Source organism: Microbacterium sulfonylureivorans, from assembly GCF_003999995.1.
Classification (GTDB): domain Bacteria; phylum Actinomycetota; class Actinomycetes; order Actinomycetales; family Microbacteriaceae; genus Microbacterium; species Microbacterium sulfonylureivorans.
The window spans coordinates 1449009-1466320 of the sequence record NZ_RJAD01000001.1; the positions used below are offsets into that span (position 1 = coordinate 1449009).

At 69.7% G+C, this 17312-nt stretch carries 13 protein-coding genes; 3 read left to right on the forward strand and 10 right to left on the reverse strand.

The genetic code is table 11. From position 1 onward, the window contains the following. Positions 1-23: 23 nt before the first annotated feature. Together purL and EER34_RS06415 are read right to left on the reverse strand one after the other, a co-directional pair. Positions 24-2372, reverse strand: coding sequence for a phosphoribosylformylglycinamidine synthase subunit PurL (gene purL, locus EER34_RS06410; RefSeq protein ID WP_127473675.1), 2349 nt, complete (start codon positions 2370-2372; stop codon positions 24-26). A gap of 76 nt (positions 2373-2448) precedes the next feature. Next, positions 2449-3579, reverse strand: coding sequence for a fatty acid desaturase family protein (locus EER34_RS06415; protein ID WP_338067943.1), 1131 nt, complete (start codon positions 3577-3579; stop codon positions 2449-2451). A gap of 187 nt (positions 3580-3766) precedes the next feature. Here EER34_RS06415 and EER34_RS06420 point away from each other — a divergent pair, with 187 nt between their 5' ends. Together EER34_RS06420 and EER34_RS06425 are read left to right on the forward strand one after the other, a co-directional pair. Then, a complete protein-coding gene (locus EER34_RS06420) occupies positions 3767-4669 on the forward strand; it encodes a TerC family protein (RefSeq protein WP_127473676.1) in 903 nt (300 codons plus the stop codon). Between the two features lie 62 nt (positions 4670-4731). After that, on the forward strand, positions 4732-5313 hold the full coding sequence (locus tag EER34_RS06425; protein ID WP_127473677.1) for a hypothetical protein: 582 nt from the start codon (positions 4732-4734) through the stop codon (positions 5311-5313). A 206-nt stretch (positions 5314-5519) separates the two neighbouring features. On the opposite strand, the gene EER34_RS06430 is transcribed toward EER34_RS06425, so the two are convergent. From EER34_RS06430 to EER34_RS06465, 8 genes are all read right to left on the reverse strand, one after another. Next, positions 5520-6203, reverse strand: a complete 684-nt coding sequence (locus EER34_RS06430; protein ID WP_127473678.1) for a response regulator — start codon at positions 6201-6203, stop codon at positions 5520-5522. After that, positions 6200-8725 (reverse strand): sensor histidine kinase, encoded by a 2526-nt coding sequence (locus EER34_RS06435; RefSeq protein ID WP_127473679.1) that lies wholly within the window; start codon positions 8723-8725, stop codon positions 6200-6202. The genes EER34_RS06430 and EER34_RS06435 overlap by 4 nt, the downstream gene beginning before the upstream one ends. A 70-nt stretch (positions 8726-8795) precedes the next feature. Next, positions 8796-9407 (reverse strand): potassium-transporting ATPase subunit KdpC, encoded by a 612-nt coding sequence (gene kdpC / locus EER34_RS06440; protein WP_127473680.1) that lies wholly within the window; start codon positions 9405-9407, stop codon positions 8796-8798. Between the two features lie 18 nt (positions 9408-9425). Beyond that, a complete protein-coding gene (gene kdpB, locus EER34_RS06445; protein ID WP_127473681.1) occupies positions 9426-11597 on the reverse strand; it encodes a potassium-transporting ATPase subunit KdpB in 2172 nt (723 codons plus the stop codon). A 3-nt stretch (positions 11598-11600) separates the two neighbouring features. After that, on the reverse strand, positions 11601-13283 hold the full coding sequence (kdpA, locus tag EER34_RS06450; protein WP_127473682.1) for a potassium-transporting ATPase subunit KdpA: 1683 nt from the start codon (positions 13281-13283) through the stop codon (positions 11601-11603). Continuing rightward, positions 13283-13372 (reverse strand): potassium-transporting ATPase subunit F, encoded by a 90-nt coding sequence (locus EER34_RS06455; RefSeq protein WP_127473683.1) that lies wholly within the window; start codon positions 13370-13372, stop codon positions 13283-13285. Before EER34_RS06455 ends, kdpA begins: the two co-directional genes overlap by 1 nt. 249 nt (positions 13373-13621) lie before the next feature. Further along, the gene (gene sufU, locus EER34_RS06460) at positions 13622-14089 is read right to left on the reverse strand and encodes a Fe-S cluster assembly sulfur transfer protein SufU (protein ID WP_127473684.1); all 468 of its coding nucleotides are present in this window, start codon (positions 14087-14089) and stop codon (positions 13622-13624) included. Beyond that, positions 14086-15369, reverse strand: coding sequence for a SufS family cysteine desulfurase (locus tag EER34_RS06465; RefSeq protein WP_127473685.1), 1284 nt, complete (start codon positions 15367-15369; stop codon positions 14086-14088). The genes sufU and EER34_RS06465 overlap by 4 nt, the downstream gene beginning before the upstream one ends. Before the next feature lie 261 nt (positions 15370-15630). Here EER34_RS06465 and EER34_RS06470 point away from each other — a divergent pair, with 261 nt between their 5' ends. Beyond that, on the forward strand, positions 15631-17205 hold the full coding sequence (locus EER34_RS06470; protein ID WP_127473686.1) for a pectate lyase family protein: 1575 nt from the start codon (positions 15631-15633) through the stop codon (positions 17203-17205). The last annotated feature ends 107 nt before the right edge of the window (positions 17206-17312 follow it).

Here is a 17312-nt window from a genome sequence, read left to right on the forward strand (position 1 = left end):
CCCAATCCTAGGCCGGGAGTCGGTCAGGCGACGGGCTCGGCGACCGTTGCGCCGAAGGCGGCCGGAAGAGTGGCGTTCGAGAGGTCGCGCAGCTCGGAGAGCGGGACGGTGAACAGCCCCTGCACCTCGAGCGCCGGAGCGTCGCCGTCGGCGGCCGCGTCGGTGACGCCGATGCGGAGCACCGGGTAGCCCCGGCCCTCGCACAGGCCGCGGAACTTCACGTCGTCCTCGCGCGGAACGCTCACGATGACGCGACCCGTGGACTCCGAGAACAGGGCGGTCGCAGCATCCACACCGTCGCGCTCGATGATCTCGTTGAGCCAGACCCGCGCGCCGACGCCGAAGCGCATGACGGCCTCGGCCAGGGACTGCGCCAAGCCACCCGACGACAGGTCGTGCGCGCTCGAGACGAGCGACTGCTGGCCCGCCGCGTGCAGCAGCTCGGCGAGCTTCTTCTCCTGGCCGAGGTCGACGGCCGGCGGGCGTCCGCCGAGGTGGCCGTGGATCGTGCCCGCCCACTGCGAGCCCGAGAGCTCGGTGGCGGTCACGCCGAGGAGGTAGATGTTCTCGCCCGCGTCCTGCCAGCCGGAGGGGATGCGCCGGGCGACGTCGTCGATGATCCCGAGCACGCCGACGACCGGGGTCGGGAAGATCGGCTGGTCGCCGGTCTGGTTGTAGAACGAGACGTTGCCGCCCGTCACGGGCACGCCGAGCTCGAGGCATCCGTCGGACAGGCCGTCGACGGCCTGCGAGAACTGCCACATGACCTCGGGGTTCTCGGGCGAGCCGAAGTTCAGGCAGTCGGTGACCGCCGTCGGCACCGCGCCGGTCACGGCGACGTTGCGGTAGGCCTCGGCGAGGGCGAGCTTCGCACCCTCGTACGGATCGAGCTGGCAGAAGCGGCCGTTGCAGTCGGTGGCGATCGCGAAGCCGAGACCGGAGTGCTCGTCGACGCGGATCATGCCGGCGTCGTCGGGGAACGACAGTGCCGTGTTTCCCATGACGTAGTAGTCGTACTGGTTCGTGACCCACGACGTGTCGGCGAGGTTGGGGCTCGCGACCAGCTGGGTGAACTGACGGCGCAGCGTGTCGGGGTCGACGTCGCGCGTGAGCGCCGAGGCCGAGTCGTCGCGCAGGGCGTCGATCCAGGTCGGGTAGGCGACCGGACGCTCGTACACCGGGCCGTCGACGGCCACCGTCGAGGGATCGACGTTCACGATCTCCTCGCCGTGCCAGAAGATCTGCAGGCGGCCGTCGCCGGTGACCTCGCCCAGGACGCTGGTCTCGACATCCCATTTGCCGACCACCGCGAGGAACGCCTCGAGCTTCTCGGGAGCCACGATCGCCATCATGCGCTCCTGGCTCTCGCTCATGAGGATCTCCTCGGGCGTCAGCGTGGGGTCGCGCAGCAGCACGTTCTCGAGATCGACGCGCATGCCCGAACCGCCGTTCGCCGCGAGCTCGCTGGTCGCGCACGAGATGCCGGCCGCGCCGAGGTCCTGGATGGCCTCGACGAGCTCGTCCTTGTACAGCTCGAGGCAGCACTCGATGAGCACCTTCTCGGCGAACGGGTCGCCCACCTGCACCGCGGGGCGCTTGGTGGGGCCGCCGTCGGCGAACGTGTCGGAGGCGAGGATGGATGCTCCGCCGATGCCGTCTCCGCCGGTGCGGGCGCCGAACAGCACGACCTTGTTGCCGGCGCCGGTCGCGTTGGCGAGCTTGAGGTCCTCGTGGCGGAGGACGCCGACCGCGAGCGCGTTGACGAGGGGGTTGCCCTGGTACACGGCGTCGAAGACCGTCTCGCCGCCGATGTTGGGGAGGCCCAGGCAGTTGCCGTAGAACGAGATGCCGCTGACGACGCCGTGCACGACACGGGCCGTGTCGGGGTGGTCGATGGCGCCGAAGCGCAGCTGGTCCATGACGGCGACCGGGCGCGCGCCCATCGAGATGATGTCGCGCACGATGCCGCCCACGCCCGTCGCGGCGCCCTGGAACGGCTCGATGTAGCTGGGGTGGTTGTGCGACTCGACCTTGAAGGTGACCGCCCAGCCCTCGCCGATGTCGACGACGCCGGCGTTCTGACCCATGCCGACCATGAGGCGGGTCTTCATCTCGTCGGAGACCTTCTCGCCGAACTTGCGGAGGTAGATCTTGCTCGACTTGTAGGAGCAGTGCTCGCTCCACATGACGGAGTACATCGCCAGCTCGCCCGAGGTGGGGCGGCGGCCGAGGATCTCACGGATCTTCGCGTACTCGTCGTCCTTGAGTCCGAGAGCCGCGTACGGCTGCTCCTTCTCGGGGGTGGCGGCGGCGTTGTCGACGGTGTCGGCGGCCGGGCGTGCGGCTGCGGGCGTCGGAGAGGGGGTGGTCACGCGGCTGAGCTCCAGGAATCGGGGGTGGCCGGACCCGTCCAGTCTAGTTGCGCGCGGGAGCGCGCTGTCGCGCGCGTCAGACGCTGCGGAACTGGCTGACCATGTGGCAGTCGAACGGGTCGCGGGCGGCGAGGCCGACGCGGTTGAGGTACGCGATGACGATCGCGTACGACTCGACCAGGCTGGTCTCGGTGTACGGCACGCCGAGCGTGCGGCAGTGATCGCGGACGATCTCGCTCGCCTTGGCGAGGTGCGGGCGAGCCATGCTCGGGAAGAGGTGGTGCTCGACCTGGTAGTTCAGGCCGCCCATGAGGGCGGTCGCCCACCAGCCGCCGCGGATGTTGCGCGATGTGCGGACCTGCTTCGAGAAGAAGTCGAGCCGCGCGCCGGGCGCGATGATCGGCATGCCCTTGTGGTTGGGAGCGAAGGACGCTCCCATGTAGACGCCGAACACCGCGAGCTGCACGCCGATGAAGGCGAACGCCATGCCGACCGGCAGGAAGAGGAACAGCGGCGTGAGGAAGAGCGCGAAGCGCACGAGCACGAGCGAGATCTCGACCCAGCGGCCCTTGACCTCACCGCGGGAGAACAGGTGCTTGAAGCCCAGTGCGTGGAGGTTCAGGCCCTCGAGGGTGAGGAGCGGGAAGAACAGCCATCCCTGCTTGCGGGTGATGAGCCGGCGGAGGCCGCGTGCGGACGCGGCATCCTCTTCGGTGAAGGAGATCGTGTCGATCTCGATGTCGGGGTCGCGACCGACCTGATTCGGGTTGCCGTGGTGGCGATTGTGCTTGGTGGTCCACCACGAGAGGCTGATGCCGACGATGCCCGCCGCGAGGATCCGCCCGAGGCGGTCGTTGGCCGGGCCGGAGCTCAGGATCTGCCGGTGCGCGGCCTCGTGGGCGAGGAACGCCACCTGCGTCAGCACGATGCCGAGCGCCGCCGCCATGAGCAGCTGGTACCAGGTGTCGCCGAGCAGGATGAAGCCGGTCACGATGCCGCCGAACGCGAGGATCAGCGCTACGCCGACCGCGGCGTAGAACAGCGGAGCACGGCGCAGCAGGCCGGTCTCCTTCACGACGTTCGACACCTCGGTGTAGGCCTTGGTGATCGGCGGGAAGGACTTCGAGTCGGCGTAGGTCTGACGAACCGGTCCGAGGGTGGCCTCAAGGGCGACGGTGGCGATGATCGCGCAACTCTCTGGTCGGATGCCGACGCTGGGCCGACGCGGAGCCACAGGCGGGTGCCGATCGCTTAACTCACAGTACGCCCCGGCATATTGCCGCTCCGGAATGCACCTCGTATTCACAGGGGGTTCCGATGGCACTCACGGCCAGCGCGAGAACGGAGTCTCCGCACGATCTGCGGCTCGACGGCCCGCCGCCTACGATGGCACCGTGGACTTCTCCTTCGCCTTCACGCCCGACCTGATCGCGGTGTTCCTGACGCTGTTCGTGCTCGAGATCGTTCTCGGCGTCGACAACGTCATCTTCATCTCGATCCTCGCCTCCAAGCTCCCGAAGGAGCAGCAGGCGAAGGCGCGCAACCTGGGTCTGACGCTCGCGATGCTGATCCGTGTCGTCCTGGTGTTCTTCGCCGGCTGGATCATCACGCTGAAGGAGGACGTCTTCTTCATCGGCGACCTCGGCTTCTCGTGGAAGGATCTCATCCTCATCGCCGGCGGTCTGTTCCTCGTCTACAAGGCGGTCACGGAGATCCACCACAAGCTCGAGGGCGCCGAGGAGGAGCACGGATCGGGCAAGAAGGTCGCCCAGATCACCTTCGGCTCGGTCATCGCGCAGATCCTGCTGCTCGACATCGTCTTCTCGCTCGACTCCGTCATCACCGCCGTCGGCATGACCGAGAACATGATCGTGATCATCACCGTCGTGGTGCTGTCGTTCGGCATCATGCTCTTCGCGTCGCGCTTCATCTTCACGTTCGTGAACAAGCACCCCACGGTGAAGATGCTGGCGCTGTCGTTCCTGCTGCTCATCGGCGTGTTCCTCGTCGCGGAGGGCTTCGGCGTCCACGTCGACAAGGCGCTCATCTACATGCCGATGGCGTTCGCCGTGCTGGTCGAGGGCCTCAACCTCTGGGCGGCGTCGCGCAAGGCCAAGCGCGACAAGACCCGTCAGCACGCGGTGCAGCTGCGCCCGACGTACCCCGACGTCGACGAGTCCGTCGCCGTCGCCGCGGCCCTGTCGGGCGGGGCGAGCGGCGGTTCGGTCGGCCTGTCGAGCAAGCCGGTGGCGGGGGATGCCGCGCCCGCCGATGACGAGCGCGCCGGACTCGGCTGATCCCGACTCCGCTCCTGCGCTCGCACCGCGCTGCAGACCCGCGCTAGCGTGGCGCGCAGGAGGTGGTCCCCATCCTGAACCTCGAGTACGGCCGCGACCTCGTCGTGATCGGCCTCATCTTCGGCGCCGTCGCGTTCGTCTGGGCCGGGTGGGCGCATGAGCGGCCTCCGAAGGGCGTCGTCTGGCGGATCGTCCTCGTGCTGCTCCAGCTCGCGGGCCTCGCGCTCCTCGGCTTCGGCATCCCGATCGCGATCGAGTACTGGAACACCCCCACCGCCATCGAGTCGGCGAGCACGGCCCTCGTCTGGTACATCGTGACCTTCTGGGTCGAGGTCATCGCGATCGCCGGGTTCGCCGTCTACTTCGTGAAGTCCGGCCGCTCCGCCCTGATCGCGCCGCTCGTGCTCACGGTCGTCGGACTGCACTTCGTGCCGCTGGCCTTCGTCTTCGCCCAGTGGATCCTCCTGGTGGCGGCGGTGCTGCTCACCGCCGCGGGCGTCGCCGCGGCCTTCCTGCCGCAGAGGATCGCCGCGCCGAGCTTCTGGGCGGGCATCCTCGCCACACCGATCTTCCTGGCCCTCGGTGCGGTCTGCCTGATCGCCGGGAGCGGCGCATTGGCAGTGGCGGACGCGCTCGCCGCCTAGCGTCCGCGCGCGCCCGGCGTTTCGACGGGCTGCACGCCGCGTGGGCGTCAGACGAGCCGCGTGGCGAGGCGGGCGTCGTGGGGTGGCGATGAGGGAACATGTCACCACGATCGCCCTGCCGTCCGGGTTTCGCGCCGATCCTGACGGAATCCGCACGCGGTTTCCGGGGCCGCTCACGATCCGCTCACGCCCCGCCACGGCCGGGCTCACGCCTCGGCGTCTGCGATCAGCCGATAGCCCATGCCCGACTCGGTGAGCAGGGCTTGAGGATGCGACGGGTCTGCTTCGAGCTTCTTCCGCAACTGCGACACGTACAGACGGAGATAGCCGGTGTCGGTCACCTGATCGCTGCCCCAGATGTCCTTCAGCAGGGCCTGCCGCGTCACCAGCGAGCCTGGGTTCCGTGCGAGGAACTCCAGAATCCGCCATTCCGTGGGTGTGAGGTGCACGCGCTCACCTGCGCGCATCACCGACTTCGTCGACAGATCGATGCTCACGTCGGCGAATCGGACGACCGGCGCACCGGTCGTCGCACCGATCCGCCTCGAGAGCGCTCGGAGCCGAGCCAGGAGCTCATCGATCTGGAAAGGCTTGGTGACGTAGTCGTCCGCCCCGGCATCCAGCGCCTCCACCTTGTCGGCGGAGCCGGTGCGGCCCGACACCACGATGATGGGGGCCGTGGTCCAGCCGCGCAGCGCCTCGATCACCTGAACTCCGTCGAGCCGCGGCATCCCGAGGTCCACCATGACGATCTCGGGGTGCTCCTTCGCCGCGAGGGCGATCGCCGCGGCGCCGTCGGGCGCTGCGACGACCTCGTACCCGTGCGCGGCGAGGGTGATGCGGAGGGCACGCACCAACTGCGGGTCGTCGTCGGCGATGAGGATCTTCATCGCTGCATCCTCCCGTCGGGCATGGTCGCGTCGGCGACCGGCAGCGCGATCACCATCGTCAGCCCTCCTCCTGGGGTGTCCTCGGGGGCGAGCGTACCGCCCATCCCTTCGGTGAAGCCCTTCGACAACGCGAGTCCGAGACCCAGTCCCGTCGTGTTGTCGGTGTCGCCGAGCCGCTGGAACGGCGTGAACATGTCGTCACGGCGCTCGGGCGAGACCCCGGTGCCGTGGTCGGCGACACGGATCTCGGCGATGGCGCCCAGCCGACTCGTCGACACCCGCACGCGCAGGCCGGGCGGAGAGTGCCGGGATGCGTTGGCGAGCACGTTGACCAGTACCCGCTGCAGCAGCACCGGGTCGGCTTGCACCAAGGGGAGATCCGGATCCAGTGCCACCTCGAACCGATCCGGACCTGCTCCCAGTTCGTCGAGCGCTGCGAGCACGCTTCCGGCACTGTCGACGGGCTGCAGCGAGACGGCGAGCACACCGGCCTGCACGCGGCTGACGTCGAGCAGATCGGTGACCAGCGCCGACAGCGTCGAGAGAGACTCGTCGGCCGTCGCGAGGAGCTCGCGGCGGTCTTCGGGAGAGAGGTTCGGGTTGGCCGCACGGAGTCCGCCGACGGCGGCGACGGCGGCCGCGAGCGGGCGGCGCAGGTCGTGGCTGACGGCCGAAAGCAGAGCACTGCGCACCTGGTCGGTCTCGGCCAGCACCCCCGCCTCCCGAGCGGTCGCGGTGAGATCGGTGTGCTCGAGCGCGGCGGAGAGCTGCGCGGTCACCGCATCGACGAGGCGTCTCTCCGACGCGTCGAGCACATGTCCGTGCAGCTCGAGCATCGCCGGCGGGCCGCCGTTGCGGCGGCCGACCGTCACGGCGTCGAACCGTCCATCGCGGACGGGTTCGCCGTCGGTGGCCAGGATCGACCCGTCGGCGTCGACCAGCCGTACACCCGCCAGGCCCAGAGACTCGCGGGTGCGGCTGATGAGCGCCGGAACCGCTGAATCGCCGCGCAGCACGCTGCCCGCGACGTTGGCGAGCAGCTCCGCCTCCGCCTCGGCGCGCCGTGCCGCCCGCGCCGCCCGCGCCGCCCGGTCGACGATGAAGCTCACCAGCATCGCGATGACGACGTACAGCACGAGCGCCCACACGTTCCGCGGATCAGCGACGGTCACCGTGTAGAACGGCGGCACGAAGAAGTAGTTCAGGGTGAGTCCCGACATCACCGCTGCGAAGACCGCCGGCCAGATCCCGCCGACGAGGGCGACGAGCACGACGAGCAGCTGATACGCCAGCACGTCGCTGGTGATGGTCTCCTCGCTGCGGATCGAGACCAGGAGCCACGTCAGCAGCGGCCCGCCGACCAGTGCCAGTGCGAAGCCGAGCACCCGGCGCTTGACGCTCAGCGCCCCGCCGCTGATGCGAGGCAGCGAGAACCGGCCGCCCGCCGCGGCGTGGGTCACGATGTGAACGTCGATCTCGCCCGACTCCCGGATCACCGTCGCGCCGATGCCGGGCCCGGTCAATGCGGCGGCGAGCCGCCCTCTCCGGCTCACGCCGATCACGAGCTGTGTCGCGTTCACCGAGCGCGCGAAGTCCACCAGCGCGTGGGGGATGTCGTCGCCGACGACCTGGCGGTACGTCCCCCCGAGCGATACCACCAGTGCTCGCTGCGCGGCGAGCAATCCTGGGTCGCCCGCGCGCAGGCCGTCCTGGCCCGACACGTGTACGGCGAACAGCTCGCCGCCCGCGGAGCGGGCGGCGATGCGCGCCGCCCGGCGGATCAGCGTCTCCCCCTCGGGCCCGCCGGTGAGAGCGACGACGACGCGCTCGCGCGCCTGCCAGACACCCTCGATGCCGTGCTCGGCCCGATACGACTTCAGCGCGCTGTCGACCTCGTCGGCCAGCCACAGCAGCGCCAGCTCGCGCAGCGCCGTCAGGTTGCCGAGCCGGAAGTAGTTCGACAGGGCCGCGTCGATCCGCTCCGCCGGGTACACGAGCCCGGCCGAGAGACGGTCTCGCAGCGACTGCGGCGACAGATCGACGACCTCGACCTGGTCGGCGCTGCGGACGACGGCATCCGGAACCGTCTCGCGCTGGGCCACCCCGGTGATCTGTTCCACGACGTCGTTGAGGGACTCGATGTGCTGGACGTTGACGGTCGTGATCACGTCGATCCCGGCGTCCAGCAGCACGTCGACGTCCTGCCAGCGTTTCGCGTGGAGCGAGCCCGGGGCGTTGGTGTGGGCGAGCTCGTCGACGAGAGCGATCTGCGGGGAACGCTCGAGCACGCCGTCGAGGTCCATCTCGGTGAGTTCGACACCGCGGTGCGACACCGTGCGGCGGGGGACCGCGGGAAGGCCCTCGAGCAGTGCTGCGGTCGCTGCGCGCCCGTGGGTCTCGATGACGGCGACGACGACATCCTTGCCGTCGCCGAGCAGACGCCTGCCCTCTTCGAGCATCTCGTAGGTCTTGCCCACTCCCGGCGCTGCGCCGAGGAGGACCCGCAGCTTGCCGCGCTTCATGTCGTCACCTTATGTCTTCCGTGGAAACGGGCACGCGCCGGTCACGACCGGAGTCGTGACCGGCGCGTGTTCAGCGGTCGATCGCGTCGAGCGCGAGGTTGAGCGCCAGCACGTTCACGCGGGGCTCGCCGAGGTAGCCGAGGTCGCGCTGCTGGATGTGGTCCTCGACCACGGCGCGCACCTCGGACTCGTCCAGTCCCCGTGCGGCCGCGACTCGCGGAACCTGCAGCAGCGCGTACGCCGGGCTGATGTGCGGGTCCAGGCCCGAGCCCGACGCGGTGACGGCGTCCGCCGGGACCTCGGACACGTCGACTCCCTCGAGCTCCGCGACCGCGAGCTGGCGCTCCTCGATCGCCGAGATCAGGTCGGTGTTCTCGGGACCCCAGTTGGAGCCGCTGGATGCGCCGCCGTCGTACCCGGCGCCGGCAGCCGAGGGGCGGGACTGGAAGTACTCGGGAACGGCGTTCCCGTCGGCATCCGTGAACGACTGCCCGATGAGTGCGGAACCGACGGACTCGTCGCCGGCGGTCACGACCGAGCCGTTGGCCTGCCAGGGCAGGGCGAGCTGACCGATGCCGGTGACCAGCAGTGTGTAGCCGACGCCCAGCACGAGGGTGAACACGAGCATGGCGCGCAGCGCCACACCTGTCGTGCGAAGAGTGGTGCGGGTGGTGGTGGACATGTGCGTCTCCTGTCGGGCTCAGAAGCCCGGGATGAGGCTCACGACGATGTCGATGAGCTTGATGCCGATGAAGGGTGCGATCACGCCGCCCAGCCCGTAGACGAGCAGGTTGCGGCTGAGGATCTGCGAGGCGCTCGCCGGGCGGTACTTCACGCCCCGCAGCGCCAGCGGGATGAGGATCACGATGATGATCGCGTTGAAGATGATGGCGCTCGTGACGGCGGATGCCGGGGAGCTGAGCTGCATGACGTTCAGCGCCGCGAGCCCCGGGAAGATCCCCATGAACATCGCGGGGATGATCGCGAAGTACTTGGCGATGTCGTTGGCGAGCGAGAACGTCGTCAGCGCGCCGCGCGTGATGAGCAGCTGCTTGCCGATGCGCACGATGTCGATGAGCTTCGTCGGGTCGGAGTCGAGGTCGACCATGTTGCCGGCCTCCTTTGCGGCCGACGTGCCCGTGTTCATCGCCACTCCGACGTCCGCCTGCGCGAGCGCTGGTGCGTCGTTGGTGCCGTCGCCGGTCATCGCGACAAGGTTGCCGCCCGCCTGCTCGCGCCTGATGAGCGCGAGCTTGTCTTCGGGGGTGGCCTCGGCGAGATAGTCGTCGACGCCCGCCTCCTTTGCGATCGCCCGTGCCGTCAGCGGGTTGTCACCCGTGATCATGACGGTGCGGATGCCCATCGAGCGCAGTTCGGCGAATCGGGCGCGCAGGCCGTCCTTGACGATGTCCTTCAGGTGCACGACGCCGAGCACTCGCCCGGCGCCGTCCGCCCCGAGGGTCGCCACCACCAGTGGGGTGCCGCCCGACTCGGCGATGGCGTCGGTCTCACTGATCAGGTGCGCGCGGGTCGCGGGCACCACGGACGATCCCGATGCCTCCAGCCACGCGAGCACCGCGGAGCCGGCGCCCTTGCGCACCTGCGTGCCGTCGGCCAGATCGACGCCGCTCATGCGGGTCTGCGCCGTGAACGGCACGCTGACAGCGCCGTCCGGCGCCGCGACATGGATGCCCCGGACCGCAGCCAGCTCCACCACCGAGACACCCTCGGGGGTGGGGTCGGCCAGTGACGACAGCGCAGCGGCGCGGGCGAGCTCATCGCCTGATGCGCCCGGCATCGTGACGAAGTCCGACGCGCGGCGGTTGCCGTAGGTGATCGTCCCCGTCTTGTCGAGCAGGAGTGTCGTGACGTCTCCGGCGGCCTCCACAGCGCGTCCCGACATCGCCAGCACGTTGCGCTGAACGAGCCGGTCCATGCCGGCGATGCCGATCGCCGACAGCAGCGCGCCGATCGTCGTGGGGATGAGGCACACGAGCAGTGCCACGAGCACCGGGATGCTGACCGGCGACGCCGCGTACGACGCGATGGGGTTGAGCGTGAGCACCACGATCACGAACACGATCGACAGACTCGCGAGCAGGATGTTCAGCGCGATCTCGTTCGGCGTCTTCTGGCGGCTTGCGCCTTCGACGAGCGAGATCATGCGGTCGACGAACGTCTCCCCTGGCTTCGAGGTGATGCGCACGACGATGCGGTCCGACAGGACGCGGGTGCCGCCGGTGACCGCGCTGCGGTCGCCGCCGGACTCACGCACGACCGGTGCGGACTCGCCGGTGATGGCCGACTCGTCGACCGTGGCGATGCCGTACACGATGTCGCCGTCACCGGGGATCAGCTCTCCGGCCGCCACGATGACGACGTCGCCCAGGCGCAGGTCGGCCGAGGAGACCTCGACCGTCTCTCCGCGCTCGGCCGCTGCATCCGACGGGTCGTACGCCGTCACTCGGCGCGCCATCGTGGACGTCCGCGTCTTGCGCAGCGATGCGGCCTGCGCCTTGCCGCGGCCCTCGGCCACTGCCTCGGCGAGGTTCGCGAACAGCACGGTCAGCCACAGCCAGAACGCGATGCTCCACGTGAACCCGAAGGGCACGGTGCTGCCGCCCGAGGACTCCGGGCCGCCGAGGAACGGCTCGGCGATCGCGATCACCGTGGTGAGGGCAGCACCGACCCACACCAGGAACATGACGGGGTTGTGCCAGAGCGCGATCGGGTTCAGTTTGCGCAGCGCACCCGGAAGGGCGGCCCACAGCTGGGCCCAGCTGAACGCGCGAGTGCGGGAGGGCTTGGGAGGGATGGTGCCCGGGATCGGGCCTGTGCCGGAGGACGTTCCGGGGGTGAGTGTGGTGGACATGAGTCAGACGAGCCCTTCCGCCAGGGGGCCCAGCGTGAGAACGGGGAAATAGGTGAGTGCGGTGATGACGACCGCGACGACGGCGAGCAGGCCGACGAACTGCGGGCGGTATGTGGGGAGGGTGCCCACGGTGGAGGGCACCGTCTCCTGCCTGGCGAGAGATCCCGCCAGTGCGAGCACGAGGACGATCGGGATGAACCGGCCGAGCAGCATCGCGACGCCGAGCGCGGTGTTCAGCCACGGCGTGTTCGCCGTGAGCCCGGCGAAGGCCGATCCGTTGTTGTTCGAAGCCGAGGTGAACGCATAGAGCACCTCGCTGAGGCCGTGCACGCCTGGGTTCCAGATCGACGTCGACTCGACGTCTTCGCGGATCCCGGGGATCGCGAAGCTCAGCGCGGTGCCGGCGAGCACCAGAGTCGGGGTGACCAGGATGTACAGGCTCGCGAGCTTGATCTGGGTCGGGCCGATCTTCTTGCCCAGATACTCGGGCGTGCGGCCGACCAGGAGTCCGCCGACGAAGACCGCGATCACGGCGAGCACGAGCATGCCGTACAGGCCCGAGCCGACGCCGCCGGGGGCGATCTCGCCGAGCATCATGTTGATCATCGGGATCATGCCGCCCAGGGCGGTGTACGAGTCGTGCATCGAGTTGACCGCGCCGGTGCTGGTGAGCGTCGTCGCGCCGGCGAACAGCGTCGAGCCGAAGATGCCGTAGCGCACCTCCTTGCCCTCCATCGCCGAGCCGGCCAGCTGCGGGGCTGTGCCCAGTCCGAGCGATTCGAGCCAGGTCACCGCCGCGATCGACACGACCGCGATCGAAGCCATCACGGCGAGGATCGCGTAGCCCTGGCGGTTGTCGCCGACCATCTTGCCGAAGGCGCGCGGCATGGCCGTCGGGATCGCGAGGAGCAGCAGGATCTCGAGCACGCTCGTCCACGCGGTGGGGTTCTCGAACGGGTGCGCCGAGTTCGCGTTGAAGAAGCCGCCGCCGTTGGTGCCGAGCTCCTTGATGGCCTCCTGGGAAGCGACAGGTCCGCCCGGGATCAGCTGCGTTCCGCCGGTGATCGTCCCCACCTCGGTGAAGCCGTTGAAGTTCTGGACCACTCCCGCGATCATCAGCGCGACGGCCGAGAGCAGGGCCAGCGGCAGCAGCAGCCGGGTGACGCCGCGGGTGAGGTCGACCCAGAAGTTTCCGATGGTCGCCGACCCACGGCGCGAGAGCCCGCGCACCAGCGCGACCGCGACTGCGATGCCCACTGCCGCCGAGACGAAGTTCTGCACCGCCAGGCCTGCGAGCTGCACGGTGTATCCCAACGTCAGCTCGGGTGAGTACGACTGCCAGTTCGTGTTGGTCACGAACGACACCGCGGTGTTGAACGCCAGGCCTTCAGGAACGGCGGGCAGCCCCAGCGAGTACGGCAGCACGGCTTGGAAGCGCTGGAGAGCGTAGACGAAGAGCACTCCGATGAGAGAGAACGCGAGCACCCCACGGGTGTAGGCCTGCCACGTCTGCTCGGAGCCCGGGTCGACGCCCATCAGTCGATACGCGCCGCGCTCGACGCGCCAGTTCTTGGGGGTGGTGTAGATGTGGGCTATCCAGTCGCCGAGGGGACGATAGATGAGCGCGAGGATGAGGAGGACCGTGGCGATCTGGAGGATGCCGGTCCACGTGGTGGCGGCGTCCATCAGAACTTCTCCGGCTTCACGAGGGCGATGACGAGATAGACGACGGCGGCGAGCCCGAGGGCCGCCGCGATGAGGGAGAACACGATCACAGCTTCTCCGCCCCCTTCGCGATCAGGCCGACGAGCGCGAACAGCGCGAGCGTGGCGACGAGGTAGATGACATCGAGCACGAGGACTCCTGGTGGGTGCGTTCCGGCGGCGACGGCCGCGCGGCGAGTCCGCGGTGCGGCGGACTCGGATTCGATGCAACTCCGCCACGCGCGGAACTCACGCCGTCCTCACGGAATCCGAACGTCCCGCATGCGGACCCTCACGATCCCCTGACGCGTGAAGCGAGGATCAGGCGCGGGCGACGGCGTCCTCGAACGCGACCCACGCGAGCATGGCGCACTTCACGCGGGCGGTGAACTTCGAGACGCCTGAGAGGGCGGCCGCGTCGCCGAACACCTCTTCGTCGAGCGCGATCTCACCGCGCGATCGCAGCGCCTCGCGGAACCCTCCGACCAGGGTGGATGCCTCGCCCACAGGCATCCCCTCCTCCTCCTCGATGAGCGCGACGAGCATCGAGGCTGACGCCTGCGAGATGGAGCAGCCGGCGCCGTCCCACGAGACCTCTTCCACGGTCGCTCCGTCGTCGGAGAGACGGACGCGCAGGGTGATCTCGTCGCCGCATATCGGGTTGCGCTGGTAGGACGTCGCGACCCGGGCGCCTTCGGCCGCGCCGGACTCCGCGACCGGGCTCTTTCCGTGCGGCCGCTTGGAGTGGTCGAGGATGAGCTCCTGGTACAGCGACTCGAGACCGCTCACGAGCCGGCTCCGAAGAACGACCGCACGCCGGCGACGGCGTCGAGGAACACGTCGACCTCGTCGGCGGTGTTGTACAGCGCAGCCGAGGCCCGCACCGACGCGGTGAGGCCGAGGCGGCGGTGGAGGGGCTGGGCGCAGTGGTGTCCGACGCGCACCGCGATGCCGCGCGCGTCGAGGAACTGGCCCACGTCGTGCGCGTGCACGCCGTCGACGTCGAACGCCCACAGTCCGACGCGTTCCACGCCGGCGGCATCACCGAGGAGGCGGATGCCGGGGATGCCGCGCAGCCCTTCGCCCATGCGGGCCTCGAGCGCGCGTTCGTGGGCGTGGACGGCGTCCATCCCGACGCCGTCGAGATAGCGGACGGCCGCGGCGAGGCCGATGGCCTGCGAGACGGGCTGGGTGCCGGCCTCGAACCGCTGCGGCGGCGGGAGGTAGTTCGCCTCGTCGAGCGTCACGGTGGTGATCATCGAGCCGCCGGTGAGGAAAGGCGGCAGGGCGGTCAGAACGTCGGACCGGCCGTAGAGCCCGCCGATCGCGTACGGTCCGAGCATCTTGTGGCCCGAGAACACGGCCAGGTCGACGCCGAGGGCGGGAAGGTCGAGCGGCAGGTGCGGTGCCGACTGGCACGCGTCGAGCACGGTGATCGCGCCCACTCCCTGCGCGAGGGCGACGAGCTCGGCGACCGGGTTGACGATACCCAGCACGTTGGACACGTGCGGGAAGGCGACGAGACGCGTGCGGTCCGAGATGACGGATGCCGCGGCATCCAGGTCGATCGTGCCGTCGTCCCGTACGGGGATGTGGCGCAGCACGGCGCCGGTGCGGGCGGCGAGCTCCTGCCACGGGATGAGGTTCGCGTGGTGCTCGCTCTCGGTGACGACGAGCTCGTCTCCCGGCCGCAGGGCGAAGCGTGCGCTCTCGGGGGCGCCGCGGCCGGCCGTGGCGTTGCCGATGGCGTAGGCGACGAGGTTGAGCCCCGCGGTGGCGCCGCTCGTCCACACGAGCTGCTCGGGCTCCGCGCCGACGAAGCCGGCGACCGCCGCCCGGGCGTCCTCGAAGAGCTCGGTCGCCTCGGCCGCGAGGGTGTGGGCGCCGCGGTGCACGGCGGCGTTGGAGCGCGTGAGGAACGAGACCTCGGCGTCGATCACGGCCTGCGGCTTCTGGCTGGTGGCGGCGGAGTCGAGATAGACGAGGGGCGCGTCGCCGATGCGCTCGCCGAGGAGCGGGAAGTCGGCGCGGATGGCCGCGAGGTCGAGCACGGGCGCGGGGGAAGTCACCCTTCCAGGCTACGCGGGTTGGCCGGGTACGGCTCGGGGTTCCGCGGTGCGCTGACGCGCCGGTCCGGGTGCACGTGGACGCTGTCCCCCGAACGGCGGGTTGAGGCCGGCGATGCTTCACCCTACGATGAGCGAGAAAACGCTTTCTCGGAGCGGACGCCGAGCAGGCCCGGGTCGATCACGGCCCACGGGCGTGCGCGCGCGCTCGCCCGGACTCGATGACGAGTGTCCCCACTCAACGATGAGAAGGATCGAAAGCACATGAGACGAAACCACGTTCGCCGAGCCGTCGCGACGACGGCCGCAGGAGCCCTGGTCGCCGCCCTCGGAGTGATGGGCCTCGCCCTTCCCGGAGCACAGGCCGCCACCGGCAGCGCCACCGGATTCGCGACCCAGAACGGAGGCACGACCGGCGGCGCCGGCGGTCAGACGGTCCGTGCGACCACCGGCACCGAGCTCCACGCGGCCCTGTGCGCACGCGCCGCGGTCGACACGCCGCTCACGATCGAGGTGGAGGGCACGATCACCCACGCCAACACCGCGAAGGTGTCGGGCGAGAGCTGCAACACCGCCGACGGCGTCATCGAGCTCAAGGACATCGGCAACGTGTCGATCGTCGGCGTCGGAGCGGGTGCCGTCTTCGACCAGGTCGGCATCCACATCCGCGGATCGCACAACATCGTGATCCAGAACGTCACCGTGCGCAACGTCAAGAAGTCCGGCTCGCCGACATCCAACGGCGGCGATGCGATCGGCATGGAGAGCGACGTGCGGAACGTCTGGGTCGACCACGTCACCCTCGAGGCGTCCGGCGGCGAGTCCGAGGGATTCGACGGGCTGTTCGACATGAAGAGCGGCACGCAGTACGTCACCCTGTCGTACAGCGTCCTGCGCAACTCGGGCCGCGGCGGGCTGATCGGATCGAGCGAGAGCGACCTCGACAACGGGTTCGTCACCTTCCACCACAACTACTACGAGAACATCGACTCGCGGGCCCCGCTGCTGCGCGGGGGGATCGCCCACGTCTACAACAACCACTACGTGAGCCTCAACGAGTCGGGCATCAACTCCCGCGCCGGGGCCAAGGCCAAGGTGGACAACAACTACTTCGAGGACTCGAAGGACGTGCTGGGCACGTTCTACACGGACGCCGCGGGGACGTGGCAGACCAGCGGCAACATCCTCGACAACGTGACCTGGTCGGCCGCCGGGACGGACTACAACCCCGCCGGACCGGGCATGGCGTCCACCACGACGGTCTCGATCCCCTACGCGTACAGCCTCGACGCGGCATCCTGCGTTCCCAGCGTCGTCGCGGCCACCGCGGGAGCGAACCGGGGCCTGAAGGTGTCGGACGGATCCTGCACGCCGCAGAACCCCGACCCGGCGCCGACCACGCCGGCGCCCAGCCCGACTCCGACCACCCCGGCGCCGACACCCACGCCGACGCCGACGACTCCGGCGCCCGGTGGTGCCAACCTCAGCCTCGGAGCAGCTGCCGACGGCTCGAGCAAGGCCGGCGGCACGAGCTACGGCAACGTCATCGACGGCTCGACGGGCACGTACTGGTCGCCGATCGGCTCGACGGGCCGCATCTCGGTCAAGTGGAGCTCGGCCAAGACCGTGTCGTCGGTCGTCATCCGCGAGGACACCAGCGGCGGCGGAGTCATCGGCGCATGGCGCGTCGTGGACAACGACACCGGCGCCGTCCTGGCCTCGGGCAGCGGGGCGGGCACGATCGCCTTCGCCCCGACCTCTCTCACGAAGATCAACTTCGAGATCACCGGCGCGACGGGCACTCCGCGCGTGGCCGAGTTCGAGACCTACGGCGGCTGAGCCGCGCGTTCCCCGACCCGCACCCCTCCGCCCCGTCACGTCCGCCGGGTCGGAGGGGTGCGACCACGTCACGCGCGCGAACCCGCGTCGCTCCGATCGCGGGCGAG